Origin of the sequence: Micromonospora sp. WMMB235, from assembly GCF_001855515.1 — a bacterium.
Taxonomy (GTDB): domain Bacteria; phylum Actinomycetota; class Actinomycetes; order Mycobacteriales; family Micromonosporaceae; genus Micromonospora; species Micromonospora aurantiaca.
Genome location: NZ_MDRX01000001.1, coordinates 6,913,209 through 6,934,338, shown reverse-complemented (window position 1 = coordinate 6,934,338; position 21,130 = coordinate 6,913,209). Strand labels below are relative to the sequence as shown.

The following is a 21,130-nucleotide window of genomic DNA, read 5'->3' as shown; positions in this document are numbered from 1 at the left end:
GATCCGGTGCGATCGGGACACGGGGTCTTCTTTCGTCCGGGGCCTGTGCGCGAGGCCTGGATGGGCACGTGTCGCAGACGGATCTGCGGCCAGCAGGTCTTCGGACTCGGGATCAACCGGACGGGGCGCCTTCCCAGACCGTGGGTCCAGTGGCGTCGTGCCCCGCCCGTCACCCTCACCGCTGCGCGTCAGTCCCGGATTCGCACCGGGTTCCCTGGCTCATGGCTGAGTTTGACTGGCATCACGACGGTAGCACCGACAGCCGGTGTCGCCGGGGACGGGCTCTGGCACCATGTCGCCGTGACCGAGAGGACCCGCCGCGACCTGTGTCCCGGCCTGCTGCGCCCATGGATCGCCGACGACGGCGCGCTCGTGCGGGTGCGCGTCCCCGGCGGGATCGTGCCGACTGCGGCGCTGTGCGCACTCGTGGAGGTGGCCCGTGCGCACGGCGACGGCGCGGTCCACCTGACCAGCCGCGCCAACCTGCAGGTGCGCGGTCTCGAGCACGACGGTGGGCGGCTGCCCGAGACCGTCGTCGCCGACGTCATCGCGACCGGGCTCGTACCGTCCACGTCGCACGAGCTGGTCCGCAACATCCTCGCCTCACCGCTGACCGGACGCAGTGGCGGCCGGGCCGATCTACACCCGGTCGTCGCCGGACTCGACGCACGGCTGCGCGCCGAGCCCCGGCTCACCGCGCTGACCGGACGGTTCCTGTTCGTGCTTGACGACGGCCGCGGTGATCTGGTCAGCCGTGACTTGGACCTGGGGTTGGTGGCGCTCGACTCGGACACCGCGCAGCTACGCGCCGGAACCTCGGCGTGGGGGCCAGTCATCCGGCTGGACGAGGCCGCCGCGGCGCTGACCGGGCTCGCCGTACGCTTCGCCGGGCTCGCGGGTGACCGGCCGGACTCACCCTGGCACGTCGACGAGCTGCCCGGCGCCGGCGCCGCGCTGCTGGGCACCGTACTCGACCGTGCCGAGCGGACCCGGGTGAGCACACCTCCACCCGCGCTGGGCAGGATCGTTCAGGATGACGGCCGCGTCACCGCGCACCTCGCGGCTTCCGGCGGCCGAGTGGACGCTCCCCTGCTGGAGGAGATCCGCGCGCTCGGCGCCGGCGAGATCGTCGTCACCCCGTACCGCACCCTGCTCGTCCCCGATCTGGAGAACGCATGAGTCTCACCACACCGGCACGCCGCTACGACTACGTCACCGACGGCGCGGCGATCTACGACGCCTCGTTCGCCACCATCCGTGCCGAGGCCGATCTTTCGGGTGTGCCGGCCGACGCCGAGAAGGTCGCGGTGCGGATGATCCACGCATGCGGCCAGACCGACCTCACCCGCAACCTGGTGATCCACCCCGGCCTGGTGGCCGCCGCCCGCGGGGCGCTGGAGGCGGGGGCGCCGATCCTGACCGACGCGCACATGGTCGCCGCCGGCGTTACCCGCGCCCGCCTGCCCCGTGACAACGAGGTCCGCTGCTTTCTGCACGAACCCGAGGTCCCGGCGCTTGCCCACCGGTGGGCAACGACCCGGTCGGCGGCGGCGGTGTCGCTGTGGACCGACCACCTCGCCGGCGCGGTCGTCGCCTTCGGCAACGCCCCCACGGCCCTGTTCCACCTGCTGGATATGCTGCGCGACGGCGCGCCACGACCAGCTGCGATCATCGGTACGCCGGTGGGATTCATCGGCGCCGCCGAGTCCAAGCAGGCGCTCATCGACCTCGCCACCGACGCCCCCGGCCTCGACGTGCCCTATCTCGTGGTGACCGGGCGCCGGGGCGGCTCGGCGATGGCCGCCTCCGCGCTCAACGCCCTCGCCCGGGAGGCGGAGTGACCGGGCGGCTGTCCGGCGTCGGGGTCGGCCCGGGTGATCCCGAACTGATCACGCTCAAAGCCGCCCGGCTGATCGGCGCGGCCCAGGTCATCGCCTACCACCAGGGTGTCGGCAAACAGTCCAACGCGCGCCGCATCGCTGCCGGGCTGTTCCCGGACGACGTGATCGAGGAGGCGCTGGTCTATCCGGTGACGACCCAGAGCACCGAGCACCCGGGCGGGTACGCCGGGGCGATGGCCGACTTCTACGCCGAAGCCGCCGAGCGGCTGCGGGCCCACCTTCGTGCGGGCCGCGACGTGGTCGTGCTGGCCGAGGGCGACCCGATGCTCTACGGCTCGTTCATGTACCTGCACGACCGGCTCGCCGGCGAGTTCGACACGCAGGTCGTCGCCGGTGTGCCCGCCTTCGCCGCCGCCACCGCCACCACCGCCCTGCCGCTGGTCCGGCAGACCGACGTGCTGACCGTGCTGCCGGGAACGTTGCCCGAGCCCGAGCTGGCCCGGCGTCTCGCCGACACCGACGGGGCGGTGATCATGAAGCTGGGCCGGACGTTCACCAAGGTCCGCTCGGCGCTCGAGCAGGCCGGGCGCGTCGAGGGCTCCTGGTACGTCGAACGGGCGTCGATGACCGCCGAGCGGGTACTGCCTGTCGCCGACGTGGACCCCGCCACGGTGCCGTACTTCTCGATCGTGCTGGTCCCCGGCGACACCCGGCCCGGAGTGGCCCGTTACGACCTCCCGGCCACCAGGGTCACCGAACCTTATCCCGGCGCCGAGGTCGTCGTCGTGGGCCTCGGCCCCGGTCCCGATCGGTGGCTCTCCCCCGAGGCGTCGCAGGTGCTCGCCGAGGTCGGCCACGTCGTCGGCTACGGCCCGTACGTCCAGCGCGTCGCGCAGCGCCCCGGACTCGTCCGCCACGCCTCCGGCAACACGGTCGAGCTCGAGCGGGCCCGGCAGGCGCTCGAACTGGCGCTCGCCGGTGAGCGCGTCGCGGTCGTCTCCGGCGGTGACGCGGGCGTCTTCGGCATGGCGTCGGCGGTGTTCGAGGCCGCGGAGGACCCCCGCTACGCCGGCGTCGCCATCCGTGTCGTACCCGGGATCTCCGCCGTCCAGGCGGTCGCGGCGCGCGCGGGCGCGCCGATCGGGGCCGATTTCGCGGTGATGAGCCTGTCGGACCGGCTCAAGCCGTGGGAGGTCGTGGTCAAGCGGCTGCGCGCTGTCGCCGAGGCGGATTTGGTGCTGGCCCTCTACAACCCGCGCTCACGCTCACGCACCGAACAGGTCGCGCAGGCCCGGGCCGTGCTGCTGGAGCACAAGTCCCCCCGGACGGTCGTGGTCGTGGGCCGCGACATCGGCCGGGCCGGGGAGAGCCTCACCGTCACCTCGCTCGGCGAACTGGACCCTGGCAGCATCGACATGAAATGCCTGTTGATCATCGGCGCCTCGGCGACGCGAGTCACCGCGGCCGGACGTGTCTGGAGCCCGCGCTTCGTGCCCTGATCAGCCGCGCACGCGGCGCTCGCGACCGGCCGAGTAGAGGAACGACTCGCCGCCACGGACGTCCCCGGCCAGCGCCGGGCCGACCAGGATGACCGCTGCCTGTCGCAGACCGGCCTGCTCGACCCGGCCGCCGATGTCGGCCAGCGTGCCGCGCAGGATGAGCTCCTGCGGCTGCGACACCCGGTGCACCACGACTATGGGGCAGTCGTGGCCGTAGTAGCCAGCCAGTTCGGCGGCCAGCTCGCGGGTACGCGTGACCGCCAGGTGCAGGGCGAGCGTCGCGCCGGTCGCGGCGAACGCGGCGAGCTTCTCTCCCGACGGCATGACCGTGGACCGGGCCTGCGCGCGGGTGAGCACGACCGACTGGGCCAGCTCCGGGACGGTCAGCTCGGCGCCGACGGCGGCGGCAGCAGCCGCATAGGCCGGCACGCCGGGCGTGACGTCCCACGGGACCCGGGCGGCGTCGAGCCGGCGTGCCTGCTCGTGCACCGCCGAGTACAGCGACGGGTCACCGGAGCACAGCCGTACGACCTCGGACCCGTCGGCGTGTGCCTGGACCAGGTGCGTGGTGATCTGGTCCAGGTCGAGGTGCTGGGTGTCGATCAGCCGGGCGTCGTCACGGCAGTGCTCCAGCACCTCGGCGTCGAGGTACGTGCCCGGGTACAGGCACACGTCGGCGGACTCGAGCAGGCGTACCGCGCGGAGGGTGAGCAGGTCGGCGGCGCCGGGCCCGGCCCCGACGAAATGGACGGTCATGAATCTCCCTTGACGATGGACCACTGGCTGACTGCCCGTGCGGGCGTCCAGCCGGTGAAGCCGCCGAGCGGTTCGGCGCGTTCGACGTGCAGGCGGACGAGTTCACCGCCGCGCCGGCTGTGCTGCTCCAGCAGCACCGCCTCGGTCTCGGCGGTGACACCGTGCACGACGAGCCGTCCACCGGCGCCGAGCGCATCCCAGCAGGTGTCCAGCACGCCGGGGACGGTGGCCCCGCCGCCGACGAACACCGCGTCGGGACGGTCCAGGCCGGACAGGGCCCCGGGCGCCGAACCCTCGACCAGACACAGACCCGGCACGCCGAGGGCAGCGGCGTTGCGGTGCACCAGCGCGGCCCGGTCGGAGCGGGGCTCCACCGCGATCGTCCGTGCCGTCGGCCAGGCCCGCATCCACTCCACACCGATCGAGCCGCTGCCGGCGCCGACGTCCCACAGCAGCTGACCGGGCGCGGGCGCGAGCCGGGCCAGGGCACTGGCCCGCAGGTCACGTTTGGTGATCTGCCCGCCGTGCTCGAACGCGTCGTCGGGCAACACGCCGCCCGAGGCCCAGCCCGGACCGGCACCGCGAGCTTCGACAGCGAGAACGTTCAACCGCGGCACGTCGTTCAGGTCCCACCCGGCCGCGGTGGTCGCGGTACACGACTCACCGGCGGCACCGAGGTCACCGAGCACGACCAGCCTGGACTGCCCCCAACCGAGCCCGGTCAGCACCGCGGCCACGGCCGCGGGTGTCGTCTCGTCGCTGGACAGCACGAGCAGCCGGCGCCCGGCCGAGAGCGCAGGCACGATCAGCCGTAGGTCCCGGCCGACCAGGCTGACCGTGGTGACGGACTCGGCCGGCCATCCGAGACGTGCTCGGGCGAGGGCTACCGAGGAGACCCCGGGCACGATCGTCACGCGCTCCGGGCCCAGGACGTCCAGCAGCGTCGTGCCGATACCCGACACGAGCGGGTCGCCGGAGGCCAGCACGACAACCGGCCCTCGCGCGGAGGCGAGCACACCTGGCAGATTGTCCCGCAGCGGCGACGGCCACGCCACGCGCTGCTGGCCGTCGACGGGCGGCACCGCCTCGAGGTGCCGCCGCCCGCCGAGCAGCGTCGCGGCCGCCCGCACCAGCGCCCGGGACGGCTCCGGCAGACCCACCCACCCGTCAGCCCCGATCCCCACCACGGTCACCCGCTCCTCCATGGAGATGCACCCTAGCCGCCCACCGGCCCTTGCCCCGGCCACCGGGGCGTCTATGGTGATGCACAGGTTCGAGGTGCCCCACGACCGTGGTCGCGGGGAGAATCTGGGAAGCCGGTGAGAATCCGGCACAGGGCCCGCTGCGGTGATCCAGGCATTGACCTGGGAAGTCCGAAGACCGGCCTCGATCCGATCCACGGCGCATGCCGCGTCGTGGACCGCCATGGCAGATCGAGCGGGAGCCCTACATGCCAGCGCAGTACCCCTTTTGTGCCGTCGTCGGCGCCGACGACATGACTCTCGCCCTCACCCTGGTCGCGATCGATCCGCTCATCGGCGGTGTCCTGATCCGCGGGGAGAAGGGCACTGCCAAGACCACTACCGTGCGCGGCCTCGCCGAGGTGCTCCCGGCGGTACGGGTCTATGCGGGCGACCGGTTCTCCATCGACCCGGACGATCCCTCGGCGGTCTGCCCCGACGGGCCGTTCGACGTGCCCACGCCCGTCGTCGAACGGCCGGTACGCCTCGTCGAACTACCCGTCGGAGCCGGCGACGACCGGGTGACCGGATCGCTGAAGCTCGATGCCGCGCTGCGAGACGGCGTCGTCGCGTTCGAGCCTGGCCTGCTGGCCCGGGCCCATCGTGGCCTGCTGTACGTCGACGAGGTCAACCTGCTGCCGGACCACCTGGTCGACCTGCTGCTCGACGCCGCGGCGACCGGCCGGGTCAGCGTCGAACGCGACGGTGTCTCGGTCGAGCATGCCTCCCGGTTCGTGTTGATCGGCACGATGAACCCGGAGGAGGGCGAACTGCGCCCGCAGCTGCTCGACCGGTTCGGCCTGACGGTCGAGGTCGCCGCCCCGCGTGACCCCGTCCTGCGGGTGCAGGCGGTCCGCCGCCGGCTCGCATTCGACGCCGACCCGGAGGGCTTCGCCACACGCTGGGCCGGCGAGCAGGAAGCCCTGCGCACCCGGCTGGCCGCCGCCCGGCGCTCGCTGGCCGGTGTCGTGCTCGACGACGAGACGCTGACCAGGATCGCCGAGCTGTGCGCCGCGTTCGACGTGGACGGCCTGCGTGCGGACCTCGTCACCGCTCGCGCCGCCGCGGCGCACGCGGCCTGGCGGGGACGTACGCGAGTGACACTCGAGGACATCCGCATCGCCGCCCGTCTCGCGCTGCCGCACCGCCGCCGCCGCAACCCCTTCGACGAGCCCGGCCTGGACCAGGACCGCCTGGACGACCTACTCGGCCACAACGACCCCGACCCCGGACCCGACGGTCCCGGCGGCGGTCTGCCCGACGACACCGGGCACGACAGATCGGCCGGGGACGTGCCCGGCTCTCCCGGCGAGAGCCCGCCCGTACCGGAGCCCGAACGGCAGGCCGCCACATCGATGGCATCCGCGGGCGAGCCCGCACGTGCCCGCTTGCTGGTCGTGAAAGGAACCGGCGACGGTCAGGCCGGCCGGCGGTCCCGGGCACGAACACCGCAGGGCCGTGTCGCCGGGCAGCGGCGGCGCACGTCCGGCGACGGCCGGCTGCACCTGCCGGGCACCATCACCGCGGCGGCGCCGCATCAGCATTCCCGGGGTGGCTTGACCGGCGGTCGCGGCCTCGCGCTCGTGCCCGGCGACCTGCGCCGGGCCGAGACCGTCGGGCGCGAGTCGAACCTCGTGCTGCTGTGCGTGGACGCGTCCGGTTCGATGGCGGCCCGCCGCCGCATGGAGCAGGTCAAGACCGCTGTGCTGTCGCTGCTGCTGGACGCCTACCGCCGCCGGGACAAGGTCGCACTGGTGACGTTCCGCCGGCACACCGCCGAGGTCGTCCTGCCACCGACCGGCTCGGTCGACGTCGCCTCCCGCCGCCTGGCCGACCTACCGGCCGGTGGCCGGACCCCGCTCGCGGAGGGCCTGGAACGCAGTGGCGAGGTGCTGCGCCGGGAGGCGCTGCGCGACCCGTCCCGCCGGCCCCTGCTCGTCGTGGTGACCGACGGCCGCGCCACCTCCGGCCCGGACCCGCTGGGTCGTGCCCACCGCGCCGCCGCCGCGCTCGCCACCAGCGGTGTCCAGGTCGTCGTCGTGGACTGCGAGACCGGACGATTCCGGCTCGGCCTCGCCGCCCGGCTTGCCACTCATCTGAGGGCCGAGCACGTGCCGCTCGGTGAAGTGACCGCCGACGGGCTCACCGGGGTCGTTCGCACGGCGACCGCTCCGCGGGCGGGGGTGGCCTGATGCCGCAGGGTAAGCCGCTCACCGTCCCGGACGACGGCAGCACCACCCGCCAGCGGCGCAACCGGCCGCTGCTGATGGTCCACACCGGAAACGGCAAGGGCAAGTCGACCGCCGCCTTCGGCATGGCGATGCGCGCCTGGAACCAGGGCTGGGACATCGGGGTGTTCCAGTTCGTGAAGTCGGCCAAGTGGCGCATCGGGGAACAGACCGTCCTGGAGAGGCTCGGGCTGCTGCACGAGCAGACCGGCGAAGGCGGGCCAGTCGAGTGGCACAAAATGGGCTCCGGATGGTCCTGGAGCCGTAAGAGCGGCACCGAGGCGGACCACGCCGCGGACGCCGCCGAGGGCTGGGCGGAGGTGAAGCGCCGTATCCAGGCGGAACGGCACCAGCTCTACATCCTGGACGAGTTCACCTATCCGATGCAGTGGGGCTGGGTCGACGTCGGCGACGTCGTGGAGACACTGGTCCACCGTCCCGGCCGTCAGCACGTGATCGTCACCGGGCGCCGGGCCGACCCCCGGCTGATCGAGGCAGCCGATCTGGTGACCGAGATGCAGCACGTCAAGCACCCGATGGACGTCGGCCAGAAGGGCCAACGAGGCATCGAATGGTGAGCCTTCCGCGGCTGATCGTCGCGGCGCCGGCCTCCGGCCACGGCAAGACCACGGTCGCGACCGGGCTCATGGCCGCGCTGGCCGCGCGCAGGCACACCGTGTCGGGGCACAAGGTGGGGCCCGACTACATCGACCCCGGCTACCACGCGCTGGCCACCGGACGCCCCGGCCGCAACCTCGACCCGCACCTGACCGACCCCTCACTCGTGATCCCGCTGCTGCTGCACGGCGCACGCGACGCGGACATCGCCATCGTCGAAGGGGTCATGGGCCTGTTCGACGGCCGCATCGGCGGCGACGGTTTCGCCTCCACCGCGCACCTCGCGGCCCTGACCGCCACCCCGATCCTGCTGGTCGTGGACGTCTCGCACACCTCGCGCAGCGTCGGGGCCGTCGTGCACGGAATGGACACGTTCGAGGCCGGCGTCACCGTCGCGGGTGTCGTGCTCAACAAAGCCGGGTCCGCCCGCCACGCCGCCGAGGCGGCCCGGGCGGTGGAATCCACCGGCGTACCGGTGCTCGGGATCCTGCACCGCGACCAGGGTGTCAGCGCCCCGTCGCGCCACCTCGGGCTCGTGCCGGCAGCCGAACGTGAGGAGGCCGCCGCCGCCCTGGACGTGCTGGCCGAGCAGATCGCCCGCCACGTGGACCTCGATGCGGTGCTGCAGGTGGCACGCACCGCACCCGATCTGGACGCCCAGCCATGGGACCCCGCCGCGCACGTCCGGCGGCCGGGCGCCGGATCACCGGTGGTTGCGGTCGCGGCCGGGCGTGCCTTCACCTTCCGGTACGCCGAGACGACCGAGCTGCTGCAGGCGGCGGGCTGCACCGTCGTCCCGTTCGACCCGGCCCGCGACCAGCGGCTTCCCGCCGGGACACGCGGGCTATACCTCGGTGGGGGGTTCCCCGAGGTACACGCGTCCACGCTGAGCGCCAACACGACGCTGCGCCACGAACTGCGCCAGGCCGTCCTCGACGGCGTCCCCACCGTCGCCGAGTGCGCCGGCCTGCTGTATCTGTGCCGCTCCGTCGACGGCCATCCCATGGTCGGGGCGCTCGACGCCGAAGCCGTCATGACGCCGCGCCTCACCCTCGCGTACCACCGTGCCGCACTCGGCTCGGACCAGCTGCTCGGCGAGCGGGGAACCGCTGCCACCGGCCACGAATTCCACCGCACCACCGTCACACCCGGTCACGGCGAGCACCCCGCCTGGCGCATCGAGGGCCGCAATGCCGGATTCGCCTCCCCCAGCCTCAGCGCGTCCTATCTGCACGTGCATTGGGCTGGGCAACCGCATCTGGCCCAGTCGTTCACCGAGGCCGTACACCGGACGGCTGTCTCCTCAGCACGTTAGGAATCACCGTCACATGCAGCTGAACCTCACCGGCCGTAGCGTGCTCGTCCTCGACGGGAGCGCACCCGCCGCCGTCACGGTCAGTGCGCTGCTGCACAGGCGCGCCCTGGTCACCGTCGCCGCGCCGGCCGTGTGCGCCGCGCTGGAGGACCTCGCCCTCCGCGGGCGCCTGACCTGGGTCACCACCCCGGTCGACGAGAGCCGGTTCGACGTCGTGCTGCGTACCGTCGCACCCTCGGAGGCCGGGTCGGCGGCAGCGGTCCGAACGGCCGGACACGTCACGCTGGTCGGCGCCGGCCCGGGCGATCCGGGGCTGGTCACCGTCGCCGGACGCGCGGCCGTCAAGCAGGCCGACGTGATCCTCACCGACCGGCTCGCCCCGTGGGAGGCCCTGAAGTGGGCGCGTCCGGACGCCGAGATCATCGACGTCACCAAGATCCCGTACGGGCGGAGCACGAGCCAGGAACAGATCAACGCGCTGCTCGTCGAGCACGCCCGCGCCGGACGGCACGTTGTGCGGTTCAAGGGCGGCGACTCGTACGTCTTCGGCCGCGGCTTCGAGGAAGTCACCGCGTGCGCCGAAGCCGGCGTCCCCACCACCGTGATACCCGGCGTGACCTCCAGCATCGCGGCCCCGGAGCTGGCCGGCATCCCGGTCACCCACCGCGGACTCGTGCAAGGCTTCACCGTCATCTCCGGCCACGTACCGCCCGGCCATCCCGACTCGTCGATCGACTACGCCGCCCTCGCCCGCACCGGCACCACCCTCGTGGTGCTGATGGGCATGCGCAACCTCGCGGCCATCGCCGACGCGCTCGTCGCCGCTGGTCTCGACCGGAACACACCCTGCGCCGTCGTCGCGGACGCCGCCTCGGCCGGCCAGCGGGTGCTGCGCAGTACCCTCGCCGACGTCGTCGCCGACACCGCCGAGGCCGGCATCGGCGCGCCCGCCGTAACGGTGATCGGCCACGTCGTCGCCCTCGGACCGGCCGCCGTGCAGGCAGTCGCGACAGCGTCGCGTTGCTCCGATACCTGATATGGTCGTGCCACCCTGCTGAAGGAAGCCGGTGTGAATCCGGCGCAGTCGCGCTACTGTGACGCCGCTCGCGGCGAAGCCAGACCCTCCAGCCAGGTCGACCACCCATCGACGGGACGCAGCATCCCAAGGAGTGTCATGCCTCAGGCGACCACGGCCATTCCGGCCGTTCTTCCCACCATCCCCGTTCGCGCGCTCGCCCCCTGGGCGCTGTTCTTCGCGCTGGTCACCGCCGTCGTCCTGTATTTCGTGGGCGCCGAGCAGGGAGCTTTCTCCGTCTTCGAGGGCACCTTCATCCACGAGCTGACGCACGACGCACGGCACGTGCTGGGCTTCCCCTGCCACTGACACCACGCCACGCGGCAGTTCGCCCGGCCCGGCCGGAGTTTTCGTCTTTCCTCGTCACCGGCGCTGCGGGCGTTTCGTGATGCCCGCGGCCGGCTCTCGAACGGACCCTTGATGACCCCTCGCACTTTTCTCGTTCACGGGCTGCTGGCCGGGCTCATCGCCGGTTTCGCGGCCTTCCTCGTCTCCTACGTCGTCGCCGAACCCCAGGTCGATGCAGCCATCGCCCTGGAGGAAGCCGGTGCCGCCGAGCACCCGCACGACAATGCCACCGCCGAGCAGTCTCACAGCCACGATGAGGAGGAGGCCGAGGTCTCGCGTGGCACCCAGTCCACCGGGGGCCTGGCACTGGGCACCATCCTGGTGGGCATCGTCCTCGGTGGAGCGACCGCGCTCGCTGCCGCCTTCGCCGCCGGGCGTCTGGGCTCCCTGTCCGCACGGGCCAGCACCGCGGTGGTCGCCGCCGTCGGTTTCGTCGCCACCGCCCTCGTGCCGTTCCTCAAGTACCCCGCCACACCACCGGCGGTCGGCTCCGGTGACACGATCAACGAGCGGACCGCGCTGTACTTCGGGTTCTGGGCACTGAGCCTGGCCGCCGCGATCGGCGCCGTGGTCCTGGCCCGGCGTCTGCTGCCCCAGCTGGGCGCATACTCGGCGGTGCTGGCCGGTGCCGGCGCCTATCTCGTGGTCGTCGTGGTCGCCGGGGCTCTGCTGCCGACGGTCAACGAGGTCGGCGGTTTCCCGGCCGGCACACTCTGGTACTTCCGCATCTCGTCGATCACGACCCTGGCCGCGACTTGGGCGGTCCTGGGTGCAGTGCTGACCGGTCTGGTCGGACGCGACGCGGACCGTGCCGCCGAGCGGCTGCGCCGCCAGGAGCTGGCGGCCACGCTCTGAACCTTCCCGGCTGAACCTCGCGTCAGGGTGCGGGCAACGCCCGCACCCACGCCAGGGCGGCGTCCACGTCACGGACCAGCGGCACTCCGGCCGGCGGCCCGGCGCGGCGCACGATCACGACCGGCATCGCCCGCTCGGCGGCGACCTCCAGCTTCGCGACCGTGTGGTCACCGCCGGAGTCCTTGGTAACTAGAACGTCCGTGCCCGCCATCACCTCCCGCTCGTGCGCGAGGGTGTAGGGACCGCGGCTGCGCAGCAGCTTCCACGACACCGGCAGAACGATGTCGGGCTCGTCCACCACGCGAACCAGGCACGCGTGCCGGCGCAACGGTTCGACGAAGTGCGCCAGCGACTGCCGTCCGACGGTGAGGAACGGCCGGTCGCCCAGACCGGCCGCCACCCGGGCAGCTTCACTGTGGTCACCGGCCCAGTACCAGGCCGACGCCTCGGGGCGAGCGGCCCAGCCGGGCCGTTCCAAACGGAGCAGGGGAACCCCGGCGGCCGGGCACGCCGCCGCCGCGTTGGCGCTGATCTTCTCCGCGAACGGGTGCGTCGCGTCGACCACGGCACGCACCCGGGTCTCCGCCAGGTACGCGGCCAGTCCTGCGATCCCGCCGAAGCCACCGACGCGGACCTGCCCCACCGGCAGCCGGGGACGCGCGACCCGCCCCGCCAGTGAGGTCACGACCACGGCACCGTCGTCGACGAGCGAGGCCGCCAGCGCGCGGGCCTCGCCCGTCCCACCGAGCACGAGAATCCTCACGCGTAGGGTCCGATCACCGGCGCCGCGGGAGCGCCCCGCTCGGCTAGGTTCAGCAGCGCGTCGACCTCCAGGTGTTTCTCCGCCAGGTCGGCGAGCAGATCCAGCCGGGCCTGCCGGGCCGGCTCTGCGCCCGCCGCCAGCGCCTGCACCCACTGAGCATGGCCGATCTCCGCCCCACCCGCACACGCCATCGAATTGTTCGCCATGTTCCGTGCCTTGAACGGAGCGACCCGAACACCGCGCCGTGCGAACGCCCGGCACAACGCGGTCGTCACCCGGCTCTTGCCCGCGTCCGACGTCGTGCCCGCCACCATGAGCCGCCCGGTTCGGCGAGCCTGTCCTTCCACCGCCCCAGTATCGCCTGCTGTCCATCCGCCGGACCGCCGGGCTCGGCGTGGGCGAGGTCCAGCCCGGGCTGGTGTCCGACGCTGCCCACCACTTCGGCCATCAGCAACGTGACCTCATGGACGAGTTCGTCCATGCTCTGCCCTGTCTGTGACTGGACCAGGGCCAAGGGCGAGTTCGGCGAGCAGCATGAAACCCGGGTGCGCACGGTCTCGTCGCCGATGGCGCCCAGCAGTTCCTCGGCGCCGGCGAAGTCACCGCGGTGTCTGGCCGCAATGACTCCCGCCGCCTGCTGCGCCGCGAGGAACGCCGGCCCAGCGCCGGCCTCGGTCATCGTGCCAGGATAATCGGGTTGCCGGCGCGGGGCGCGTCGAACCGCCGGGTCACGTCCGACCAGTGAACCGGTGGCCGCGTCGAGCGCCGCGTGCAGCAAACGGTTTCGCGCCGTCGAGGAAACACCTGTGCACGAATACGCCCAGACGCGCGGCCATCTGCTCGGCGAGCTGGTGGATCGTGTCGTGGCCAGCGTGGTGGGTGACCGACCGGGCACCGGCAGCACGTGCCGGGTCATGACGGCGGCCGGAACTCAATGACCGTCCGCCCGTCGTGAACCCGCACGTCTGCGTCGACGCCGTACACGTCGGCGAGCAGCGCCGGGGTGAGCACCCGTGCGGGTGGTCCCGCGGCGACGACCCGGCCGTGGTGCAGCACGACGACGGTGTCGCAGAACATGACGGCCAGGTTGAGGTCGTGCAGCGCGGCGAGGGCGGTGACCTGCGATCGGCGGACCAGGTGCAGCAGCTGAAGCTGGTGGCCGATGTCGAGGTGGTTGGTGGGTTCGTCGAGCAGCAGCAGTTCCGGCTCCTGGGCCAGCGCGCGGGCGAGCTGGACGCGCTGGCGTTCCCCACCGGACAGGGTCTGCCACTTACGGTCGGCGAACCCGGCCAGGTCGACCCGGCCCAGTGCCTCGACCGCGGCGGCATGGTCGCAGCCGGTGTCGGACCAGCGGGTCCGGCGGTGCGGGATGCGGCCGAGCAGGACCACGTCGCGGACGGTCAGGTCGAGGTCGGTCTCGGCGTGCTGGGCCAGCAACGCGATGCGCCGGGCCAGGGCAAGGCGCCGCAGCCGAGTCACGTCGTCGCCTGCGAGTGTGATGTTGCCGGTATCCGGGCGCACCAGCGCGGCGACGGCCCGCAGCAGGGTGGTCTTGCCGGAGCCGTTCGGGCCGAGCAGCCCGACCAGGCTGCCCGCCGGGACGGTGCCGGTGACGTGGTCGAGGATGCGGGCGGCGGGCACCGCCCACGAGACGTCGGAGATCTGAAGCATCAGCCGCGTACCTCCCGGCGGCGCAGGATCAGGAAGAACGCCGGCACCCCGACCAGTGCCGTCAGCACCCCGACCGGCAGCTCACGCGGTTCGAAGACGGTGCGGGCGGCGGTGTCGACCCAGGTCAGGAAGATGGCGCCGGCGAGCACGGCGACCGGTAGCAGCCGCCGGTGGTCCGGTCCGGTGATCAGGCGGGCGGCGTGCGGGAGGATCAGCCCGACGAACCCGATCGCGCCGCTGACCGCGACCAGCACGGCGGTCAGCAGGGCGGTGCCGACCAGCAGCAGCCACCGCAGCCGGTTCACCTCGACGCCGAGGCTCGCGGCGGCCTCCTCACCGAAGGCGAAGGCGTTGAGGGTACGGGCGTGCCAGCCGACCACCGCCAGCACCACGACCAGCACCGGTACCGCCCAGCCCAGGGCCGTCCAGTCGGCGCGGGCCATCGACCCGGACAGCCAGAACGTGATGCTCTGCGTGGCGTGCGGGTCGGCCACCCAGATGATCACGAAAGAGGTCAGTGCCGCGCACAGTTGTCCCACCGCGACCCCGGTCAGCACCACGCGCGTCGGCGACAATGCCCCGAACCTCCCGGCCAGGCCCACGACCAGCAGGAACGCGACAAGGGCGCCGAGGAAGGCGCCGCCGGTCAGCGCGGCTACGCCACTACCGATGCCGGCCACGACCACCAGGACCGCGCCCAGCGACGCCCCTGAGGAGACCCCGAGCAGGTACGGGTCCGCCAGGGGATTGCGGGTGACGGTCTGCATGACCGCACCGGCCGCGGCCAGGCCCGCCCCCACCGTGGCGGCGCCGAGAACCCGGGGCAAACGTAGGTCCCAGACGATGTGGTCGCGCAGCAGCGGCACGTCCGAGTTCGCGAGTCCCAGGTGGCCGGCGACGACCGTCCACACCGTCCCGACAGTCAGGTCGGCCGGGCCGATGGTGACCGCGACGGCCACCGACAGCACCAGACCGGCGACCAGAGCCAGCACGAGCGCGGCCAGGCCGACCGCCCGCACCGGGCGGTGGGTGCGCACCGGGGCGGGCCGGGTGGTGACGGCGGTCAGCTCGGGGCCCCGGACGGCAGCGCGGCGATGCCCTGGGCGAGGGCTTCGACGCCGAGGACGTTGCGGACACCGGCCGTGGTTGACGAGAACGGGATCACCACGTACCACTGCTGTTTGACCGCGGGCAGGTCCTTGAGGGTGCGGTGCCCGGCGAGGAAGGTCTTCTTCTGCGCGGCGGGATCCCAGCTCGCGTCGACGAGCACGATGACCTCGGGGTTGCGGTCGGTGACGGTCTCCCAGCTTGTGTCGCCCCAGCTGCCGGTGAGGTCGGCGAAGGCGTTGGTGACCCCGGCCGCCGACATGATCATGTTGGGGGCGCCGCAGCAGGCGCCGACGCTCGGGGCGTCGCTGCCGCCGTCCCACCACATGACCTTCACGTTGCGGGCGGTGCCTGCGGCCGTGGCGATGCGGCCCTCGTGGTCGGCGATCAGCTTCTCGCCGCGGTCGCTCACCCCGAAGATCGCCGCGAGCTCGCGGATCTCGGTGAACACGTCGCCGATGGCGAGCTTCGCCTGCCGGGTCTGCGCCGGGCACCCGGCAGGGGAGATGTAGGTGCCGACGCCGAGTTTCTGCCAGTCGGCGCGGTCACCGACCCCCTCGTCACCGAACGCGCTGTTGTACGACGCGTACACGAAATCGGGTTCAGCCTCGAGCAGCTTCTCCTTGGTCGGGTACTCCTTGGCCAGCACCGGGATCTTAGCGTAGGCGTCCGCGTAGGCGGGCAGGATCGCGTCGTCGAGGTAGGCCGTGCCGATCATCCGATCTTGCAGGCCCAGGGCCAGCATGATCTCCGTGGCGGCCTGGTTCATGGTGACGACCCGCATCGGTGGCGCCGCGATGGTCACCGGGGTGCCGCAGTTGGTCACCGCGACCGGTCCAGCGGACACCGCCGGTGGTGCGGCAGCAGGCTTGGCATCGGCGCCGCAGCCGGTGAGCAGCACAGTGGACAGCAACAACGGCGCGGCAACGCGCCAGGGCATGGGGAACCGCACAGCGGGACCGCCTTCCAACACCTCGTGGACGGGGACGAACGTGCCGTGGCCGGTCTCCTGGCTGACGGGACAAGCAACCGCCGGCCGGCCTTCCCAGGCATCTCTGCCCAGTGACCTCGCGAAACGACGAGGGCCGACGGTCTCCCGATCACAGTGGCGAGGGCCGCGCCGGCATCACACCGGCTTCCCGAACACCACGGCGTCCCCACCATAACGGCCCGCGCTCGCCGCGGATCCGGTCCGGGCACCCGCTGTGGGAAATCCGACGCGCCGGACCGGCCTCGGCGTGGCTGTCGGCCCGCAACCCATCCGGCTCCTTTCTCGTGCGCGGTGGCTGGGCGAGGGCACGTGATCGACAGTGAGCGCCGTGGCTGAGGCTGAGCAGCAATACGTGAGCGCAGGTGCGAGGCCACGTCCGCCGGCGACCGGCTCCTCGGTCGTGGGCATGAGGCCGGCGATGCAGACGTCGAAGAGCTCGACGAGCGAGCACGGTACTTCGCGATCTGGATCGCCATCCGACCTGCGTTGCCGACGGCGCCGAGGACAAGGACGCGCTGGCCCGCGGTGAAGTTGATGCGGCGCGTCAGCGCGATCCAGGATGACATCGCCCGGGTTCATGGCGGTGGCGATCCGCACCGGGTCCACGCCGTCGGGTAGAACCACGCTGCGCGAGGGTCGATCAGGGTGCGTTCGGCGAAGGTTCCAAGGGGCGTATCGTGCAGGACCACGCAGCGGACGTTGCCCTTCTCGTCGCGTACCACGCCGGCCACGCCGGGGACGAGCGGGAAGATGTTGTTGCTGGTCCCCGGCGATCGGCATCTGGGCGGCGACCAGTGCGCTGGGCTTCGCCGCCGGGCCGCCGATCGGCGGACTCGTCCTGGCTCACCTGCCCTGGGGTGCGATCTTCCTGGTGAACGTCCCGATCGTGGTGATCTGCCTGCTCGCCGGCCGGATACTGGTCCCGGAATCGCGGGACCCGACCGGTGGGCGTCTCGACCTGGGCGGGGCGACGCTGTCCACCGCCGGCCTGACCGCGATCGTCTCCCCGGGTTCCGCCCACGTCCCCGCCGGTCAGGTGGCCAGGCGCAGGTGACGCCGCTGCCGCAGCCGCACCGCGACAACCGCCACGACCAGCAACATACGCGCGGCAGCGAAGGCCAGCCCGTCGGTCAGGCCTGCCTCCAGCTCGCGCAACGTGGTGGAGCGGCAGGTAAACGGCGAGCGACGCCGGTCCCGATCCGGGCCGGCGTCGCTCGCCGTCGGGCTCAGAGTGTGGTTTCGCTGGTGAGGCCGAAGTAGTCGTGCCATTTGGTGCTGGGGGCGAATGTGGTGCCGGTGGAGAGTGCGACGTAGATGTCGTTGGTGGTGCCTTTGGTGAAGACGATGAGGTCGTCTTTGCCGTCGCCGTTGGCGTCGGCGAGGTAGGGGAATTCGCCGGTTAGGCAGAAGAAGTCGTGCCACTTGATCGTGGTTCCGGCGAAGGTGGTGCCGGTGGAGGTGGCGGCGTAGACGTCGGCGTCGGTGTTGCAGGTGAAGGTGACGATGTCGTCGCGGCCGTCGCCGTTGATGTCGCCCACCCGGGGCTGCTCGGCGCCGACGGCGAACAGGTCGTGCCATTTCTGCGGTGCCCCGAAGCCGTTGCCGGTGGACAGGGCGACGATGACGTCGGCGGCGGTGGCGGGGCCTTGGGTGAAGGTGATGATGTCGTCGCGGCCGTCGCCGTTGACGTCGCCGAGGGCGGGGAACTCCCCGGCGATGGAGAAGTAGTCGTGCCATTTCACGGCGGTGCCGGTGAAGGAGGTGCCGGTGGACAGGGCGACGTAGACGTCGGCGTTGGTGTCGTGGGTGAAGGTGATGATGTCGTCGCGGCCGTCGCCGTTGACGTCGCCGACGGCGGGGACTTCGGTGCCGGGGGCGAACCAGTCGTGCCATTTCGCGGATGCGGCGAAGGATGTGCCGGTGGACAGGGCGACGTGGACGTCGGCGGTGGTGCCGTGGGTGAACACGATCGCGTCGTCGCGTCCGTCGCCGTTGACGTCTCCGGTCAGGGGGGTCTCTCCGGACAGGGCGAACCAGTCGTGCCACTTCACCGACGTGCCCGCGAACGACGAACCCGTCGACGTGGCCACATACGCGTCGGCCAGCGCACCGTGGGTGAACGCGACCACGTCATCCCGGCCGTCACCGGTGAAATCCGTCGGCGAACCACCGAAATAGCGGGCGGTCGGGCCCCCGCCACCCTGGTTCACCAGCGAGAGGTAGTAGTTCCAGTTCCAGTTCGGTCCCGGGTCGGTGTGGTCGTTGCCCGGGATCTCGTTGTGCCCCTTGATGCCGGTGCGGTTCTTCGGGATGCCGTACTTGTCGCACAGGTAACGGGTAAGCGCGGCCGAGGAACGGTACATCGCGTCGGTGAACCAGGCCGGGTTGTCGACGTACCCCTCGTGCTCGATGCCGACGCCGTACGCGTTGCCCGACCGGGCGTGGTAAGCGGTGTCGCCCTCGCGGACCATCTGAGTGATCTCGCCGTTGCTGGACTTCACCACGTAGTGGGCGCTGACCCCGGCCGACGGGTTCTGGAACCAGCTGATCGTACCGGCGTACGACCCCTGGGTGACGTGGAGAATCACAGTGGTGATCCGGCTGGGCCGCCCCACGCCGTAGTTCGCTCCGTTGGCAGCCACCCACCGCGCCGGCGGGTACTCGGGCACGGCGGCGGCGAGCGTACGGGACGCGGTGCCGGCGGGCGCCACGGCGGCGTAGCGACCCCGCTCCGGCTCGACCCGGTGCGCCCGGACCGGCACCGCGCCCGGGATGCCCTGCTGCACCAGCTCGTAGATCCCGTCCGCGTACAGGCGTGCGGTGGCGTCGTCGGCCGCGCCGCCGTACCGCGCCACCACCGGGTACCAGGCGGTCACCCGGTCCCGATCCCGCGCGGTCAGCCCCTCGGCGTCGGCCAGCTCGCGCAGCACGGCCGCACCGCCGCGGATGTTCGCCGGCGTGGCGGTCTTCAGGCGCGCGACCGGCTCGTCGGTCAACTTCGCTGCCCGTTCCAGGCTGTGCTGGGCGGGGTTGCTGACCAGGTGCATCACCCCGTAGCCGTTCGCCTGGCTCGGCTTGCCGCCGTGCGCGTCGAGGCGGGACTCGCCGTAGCCGACCGCGACCAGGACGTCCCGAGGTACGTCGTACTCCTGCGCCGCCCGCACGAACGCGGCGTCCAGCGCGGTCCGGCCCGGCGGCGTCGCGGACACCGGCGCGGGCTGCACCGCGATCCCGCCGGCGAGCGCCGCGGCCAGCAGGGCGACGCCGGTGCGTCGCCGTCTCCGTCGTGTTCCGGCCACGGGGGCCTCCCATCCTGGTGTCACAGCGTCACCTCACCGGTGAGCCCGAAGTAGTCGTGCCACTTGCTGCTGGCACCGAAGGTGGTGCCGGTGGACAGGGCGACGTAGACGTCGTTCGTGGCGCCCTTGGTGAAGACGATGAGGTCGTCCTTGCCGTCGCCGTTCGCGTCGCCCAGGTAGGGGAACTCGCCCGGCAGGCAGAAGAAGTCGTGCCACTTGACGGTGGTGCCGGCGAAGCCGGTGCCGGTGGAGGTGGCGACGTAGACGTCGGCGTCGGCGTTGCAGGTGAACGTGACGACGTCGTCCTTGCCGTCGCCGTTGACGTCCCCCACCCGCGGCTGCTCGGCACCCACGGCGAACAGGTCGTGCCACTTCTGCGGCGCCCCGAACGACGTGCCGGTGGACAGCGACACGATCACGTCCGCCGCTGACGCGGGGCCCTGGGTGAAGGTGATGATGTCGTCCTTGCCGTCGCCGTTGACGTCGCCCAGGGCGGGGAACTCCCCGGCGATGGAGAAGTAGTCGTGCCACTTCACCGCCGTGCCCGAGAACGACGACCCGGTTGACAGCGCCACGTAGACGTCCGCCGTCGCGTTGTGCGTGAACGCGACGATGTCGTCCCTGCCGTCGCCGTTGACGTCACCGACGGCGGCGATCTCCGCACCGGGGGCGAACCAGTCGTGCCACCGGCCCGGCGACGTGAACGCCGACCCGTTCGACAGCGCCACGTACACGTCGCCGGTGTTGCCGTGCGCGAACGTGACGATGTCGTCGCGGCCGTCACCGTTGACGTCGCCCGTCGACGCGGTCTCCCCGCCGATGGAGAAGAAGTCGTTCCACTTCACCGACGTTCCGGCGAAGCCGGTTCCGGTCGACGTGCTCGCGTACACGTCGGCGGAGGCGTTCTGGGTGAAGGTGAGGATGTCGTCGCGGCCGTCACCGTTCACGTCCGTCGACGAGCCGCCTGCCATGCCGTGGGTACGCGCCGCCTGGTTGAGCAGCGTGCGCGCGGTCCCCGCCACCTGGTCGTACCGGTCGGGGAAGCCCGATCGCTGGACGCACTGGGCGACCTGGCCCGCCGTGTAGCCGGGATTGTTGCGGTCGCAGGTGATCGCACGCGTGACGTACTGCGTGGTGGCGTAGACCGGGTCCATGATCTGCTCCGGCGTGCCCCAGCCGTAGTCCCAGCGCTGCTGGAACACGCCCAGGCTGGACTTGTCGCCGCAGGGCAGGTTGTTCATGTGGGACTCGACCCAGCCCGCCTCGAAGGTGGAGAGCATGACCTTGTCGTTGACGTTGTACGACCGGGCCACCCGGTAGACGATCACGGTGACGGCGGGGTCGTGGGTGGCCGGGACGGACGGGCAGGCGAGCGTGCCGATCGGTACGGCGGCGGCCGGCGCGCCGGCCGCGCCGGCCGCCGTGACGGTGCAGAGCGCGACAAGCATCGCCAGCAGATTTCGTCTCACCGTGCTCCTCGGGGGTGGGGGTGACCAGCGGCACCGGACGAGAAATCGATTGCC

Annotated in this window: 18 protein-coding genes, 2 pseudogenes and 4 riboswitches; of the genes and pseudogenes, 10 read left to right on the top strand and 10 right to left on the bottom strand. The window is 72.1% G+C overall.

All coding sequences use genetic code 11. From position 1 onward, the window contains the following. Positions 1–73: 73 nt before the first annotated feature. A riboswitch (cobalamin riboswitch) is annotated at positions 74–255 on the bottom strand. A gap of 45 nt (positions 256–300) precedes the next feature. From BFV98_RS30880 to BFV98_RS30870, 3 genes are read left to right on the top strand one after another with little or no spacing between them, the layout of a single operon-like run. After that, positions 301–1,179: a sulfite reductase subunit beta gene (locus tag BFV98_RS30880; protein WP_030275071.1), complete on the top strand. Its 879-nt coding sequence runs from the start codon at positions 301–303 to the stop codon at positions 1,177–1,179. Beyond that, positions 1,176–1,841 (top strand): precorrin-8X methylmutase, encoded by a 666-nt coding sequence (locus BFV98_RS30875; RefSeq protein ID WP_071098662.1) that lies wholly within the window; start codon positions 1,176–1,178, stop codon positions 1,839–1,841. Before BFV98_RS30880 ends, BFV98_RS30875 begins: the two co-directional genes overlap by 4 nt. Beyond that, complete coding sequence (locus BFV98_RS30870; protein ID WP_030275073.1) at positions 1,838–3,340, top strand: precorrin-2 C(20)-methyltransferase; 1,503 nt, start codon at positions 1,838–1,840, stop codon at positions 3,338–3,340. Before BFV98_RS30875 ends, BFV98_RS30870 begins: the two co-directional genes overlap by 4 nt. On the opposite strand, the gene BFV98_RS30865 is transcribed toward BFV98_RS30870, so the two are convergent. Both BFV98_RS30865 and BFV98_RS30860 read right to left on the bottom strand, forming a co-directional pair. Next, complete coding sequence (locus BFV98_RS30865; protein ID WP_013476139.1) at positions 3,341–4,096, bottom strand: cobalt-precorrin-4/precorrin-4 C(11)-methyltransferase; 756 nt, start codon at positions 4,094–4,096, stop codon at positions 3,341–3,343. Further along, positions 4,093–5,301: a bifunctional cobalt-precorrin-7 (C(5))-methyltransferase/cobalt-precorrin-6B (C(15))-methyltransferase gene (locus BFV98_RS30860; RefSeq protein ID WP_030275075.1), complete on the bottom strand. Its 1,209-nt coding sequence runs from the start codon at positions 5,299–5,301 to the stop codon at positions 4,093–4,095. Before BFV98_RS30860 ends, BFV98_RS30865 begins: the two co-directional genes overlap by 4 nt. A 54-nt stretch (positions 5,302–5,355) precedes the next feature. Next, positions 5,356–5,500, top strand: a riboswitch (cobalamin riboswitch). Between the two features lie 46 nt (positions 5,501–5,546). Here BFV98_RS30860 and BFV98_RS30855 point away from each other — a divergent pair. The 6 genes from BFV98_RS30855 (at position 5,547) to BFV98_RS30830 (ending at position 11,776) form a co-directional block, all read left to right on the top strand. Then, a complete protein-coding gene (locus tag BFV98_RS30855) occupies positions 5,547–7,529 on the top strand; it encodes a magnesium chelatase subunit D family protein (protein WP_030275077.1) in 1,983 nt (660 codons plus the stop codon). Continuing rightward, positions 7,529–8,143 (top strand): cob(I)yrinic acid a,c-diamide adenosyltransferase, encoded by a 615-nt coding sequence (cobO, locus tag BFV98_RS30850; protein WP_030275079.1) that lies wholly within the window; start codon positions 7,529–7,531, stop codon positions 8,141–8,143. Before BFV98_RS30855 ends, cobO begins: the two co-directional genes overlap by 1 nt. Then, positions 8,137–9,498, top strand: a complete 1,362-nt coding sequence (locus BFV98_RS30845; protein WP_071098660.1) for a cobyrinate a,c-diamide synthase — start codon at positions 8,137–8,139, stop codon at positions 9,496–9,498. Before cobO ends, BFV98_RS30845 begins: the two co-directional genes overlap by 7 nt. 13 nt (positions 9,499–9,511) lie before the next feature. Continuing rightward, positions 9,512–10,534, top strand: coding sequence for a uroporphyrinogen-III C-methyltransferase (gene cobA / locus BFV98_RS30840; protein WP_071098658.1), 1,023 nt, complete (start codon positions 9,512–9,514; stop codon positions 10,532–10,534). Then, positions 10,534–10,674, top strand: a riboswitch (adenosylcobalamin (AdoCbl) riboswitch). (Overlaps the previous gene by 1 nt.) Next, positions 10,673–10,882 (top strand): CbtB-domain containing protein, encoded by a 210-nt coding sequence (locus BFV98_RS30835; protein ID WP_013476133.1) that lies wholly within the window; start codon positions 10,673–10,675, stop codon positions 10,880–10,882. Its footprint overlaps the riboswitch before it by 2 nt. Positions 10,883–10,993: 111 nt before the next feature. Beyond that, a complete protein-coding gene (locus tag BFV98_RS30830) occupies positions 10,994–11,776 on the top strand; it encodes a CbtA family protein (protein ID WP_071098656.1) in 783 nt (260 codons plus the stop codon). Positions 11,777–11,798: 22 nt separating this feature from the next. On the opposite strand, the gene BFV98_RS30825 is transcribed toward BFV98_RS30830, so the two are convergent. The 6 genes and pseudogenes from BFV98_RS30825 to BFV98_RS30800 form a co-directional block, all read right to left on the bottom strand. Further along, entirely contained in the window at positions 11,799–12,527 is a 729-nt protein-coding gene (locus tag BFV98_RS30825; protein WP_013476131.1) for a cobalt-precorrin-6A reductase, read from the bottom strand. Between the two features lie 131 nt (positions 12,528–12,658). Continuing rightward, a pseudogene (locus tag BFV98_RS32890) lies at positions 12,659–12,853 on the bottom strand (cobyric acid synthase CobQ); the annotation flags it as partial. After that, the gene (locus BFV98_RS32885; protein ID WP_063778319.1) at positions 12,811–13,218 is read right to left on the bottom strand and encodes a hypothetical protein; all 408 of its coding nucleotides are present in this window, start codon (positions 13,216–13,218) and stop codon (positions 12,811–12,813) included. The pseudogene BFV98_RS32890 and the gene BFV98_RS32885, both read right to left, overlap by 43 nt. Positions 13,219–13,451: 233 nt before the next feature. Beyond that, positions 13,452–14,210 carry an ABC transporter ATP-binding protein gene (locus tag BFV98_RS30810; RefSeq protein ID WP_013476129.1) on the bottom strand — a complete coding sequence of 253 codons (759 nt, stop codon included), beginning with the start codon at positions 14,208–14,210 and terminating at the stop codon, positions 13,452–13,454. Further along, on the bottom strand, positions 14,210–15,247 hold the full coding sequence (locus tag BFV98_RS30805; RefSeq protein ID WP_013476128.1) for an iron ABC transporter permease: 1,038 nt from the start codon (positions 15,245–15,247) through the stop codon (positions 14,210–14,212). The genes BFV98_RS30810 and BFV98_RS30805 overlap by 1 nt, the downstream gene beginning before the upstream one ends. Positions 15,248–15,273: 26 nt before the next feature. After that, entirely contained in the window at positions 15,274–16,257 is a 984-nt protein-coding gene (locus BFV98_RS30800; RefSeq protein WP_013476127.1) for an ABC transporter substrate-binding protein, read from the bottom strand. 41 nt (positions 16,258–16,298) lie between these two features. Then, a riboswitch (cobalamin riboswitch) is annotated at positions 16,299–16,483 on the bottom strand. A 588-nt stretch (positions 16,484–17,071) separates the two neighbouring features. Here BFV98_RS30800 and BFV98_RS31730 point away from each other — a divergent pair. After that, a pseudogene (locus tag BFV98_RS31730) lies at positions 17,072–17,311 on the top strand (MFS transporter); the annotation flags it as partial. A gap of 223 nt (positions 17,312–17,534) precedes the next feature. Here BFV98_RS31730 and BFV98_RS30790 read toward each other — a convergent pair. Next, positions 17,535–19,607: an N-acetylmuramoyl-L-alanine amidase gene (locus BFV98_RS30790; protein WP_071098654.1), complete on the bottom strand. Its 2,073-nt coding sequence runs from the start codon at positions 19,605–19,607 to the stop codon at positions 17,535–17,537. Positions 19,608–19,627: 20 nt separating this feature from the next. Continuing rightward, positions 19,628–21,076 carry a VCBS repeat-containing protein gene (locus BFV98_RS30785; RefSeq protein WP_013476125.1) on the bottom strand — a complete coding sequence of 483 codons (1,449 nt, stop codon included), beginning with the start codon at positions 21,074–21,076 and terminating at the stop codon, positions 19,628–19,630. Between the last annotated feature and the right edge of the window lie 54 nt (positions 21,077–21,130).

Excerpts from the sequence above, each read along its gene's own strand:
- BFV98_RS30875 (WP_071098662.1), top strand. The coding sequence starts at position 1,176 with ATGAGTCTCACCACACCGGCACGCCGCTACGACTACGTCACCGACGGC.
- BFV98_RS30865 (WP_013476139.1), bottom strand. The coding sequence starts at position 4,096 with ATGACCGTCCATTTCGTCGGGGCCGGGCCCGGCGCCGCCGACCTGCTC.
- BFV98_RS30860 (WP_030275075.1), bottom strand. The coding sequence starts at position 5,301 with ATGGAGGAGCGGGTGACCGTGGTGGGGATCGGGGCTGACGGGTGGGTG.
- BFV98_RS30855 (WP_030275077.1), top strand. The coding sequence starts at position 5,547 with ATGCCAGCGCAGTACCCCTTTTGTGCCGTCGTCGGCGCCGACGACATG.
- cobO (WP_030275079.1), top strand. The coding sequence starts at position 7,529 with ATGCCGCAGGGTAAGCCGCTCACCGTCCCGGACGACGGCAGCACCACC.
- BFV98_RS30845 (WP_071098660.1), top strand. The coding sequence starts at position 8,137 with ATGGTGAGCCTTCCGCGGCTGATCGTCGCGGCGCCGGCCTCCGGCCAC.
- cobA (WP_071098658.1), top strand. The coding sequence starts at position 9,512 with ATGCAGCTGAACCTCACCGGCCGTAGCGTGCTCGTCCTCGACGGGAGC.
- BFV98_RS30835 (WP_013476133.1), top strand. The coding sequence starts at position 10,673 with ATGCCTCAGGCGACCACGGCCATTCCGGCCGTTCTTCCCACCATCCCC.
- BFV98_RS30830 (WP_071098656.1), top strand. The coding sequence starts at position 10,994 with ATGACCCCTCGCACTTTTCTCGTTCACGGGCTGCTGGCCGGGCTCATC.
- BFV98_RS32885 (WP_063778319.1), bottom strand. The coding sequence starts at position 13,218 with ATGACCGAGGCCGGCGCTGGGCCGGCGTTCCTCGCGGCGCAGCAGGCG.
- BFV98_RS30810 (WP_013476129.1), bottom strand. The coding sequence starts at position 14,210 with ATGCTTCAGATCTCCGACGTCTCGTGGGCGGTGCCCGCCGCCCGCATC.
- BFV98_RS30800 (WP_013476127.1), bottom strand. The coding sequence starts at position 16,257 with ATGCCCTGGCGCGTTGCCGCGCCGTTGTTGCTGTCCACTGTGCTGCTC.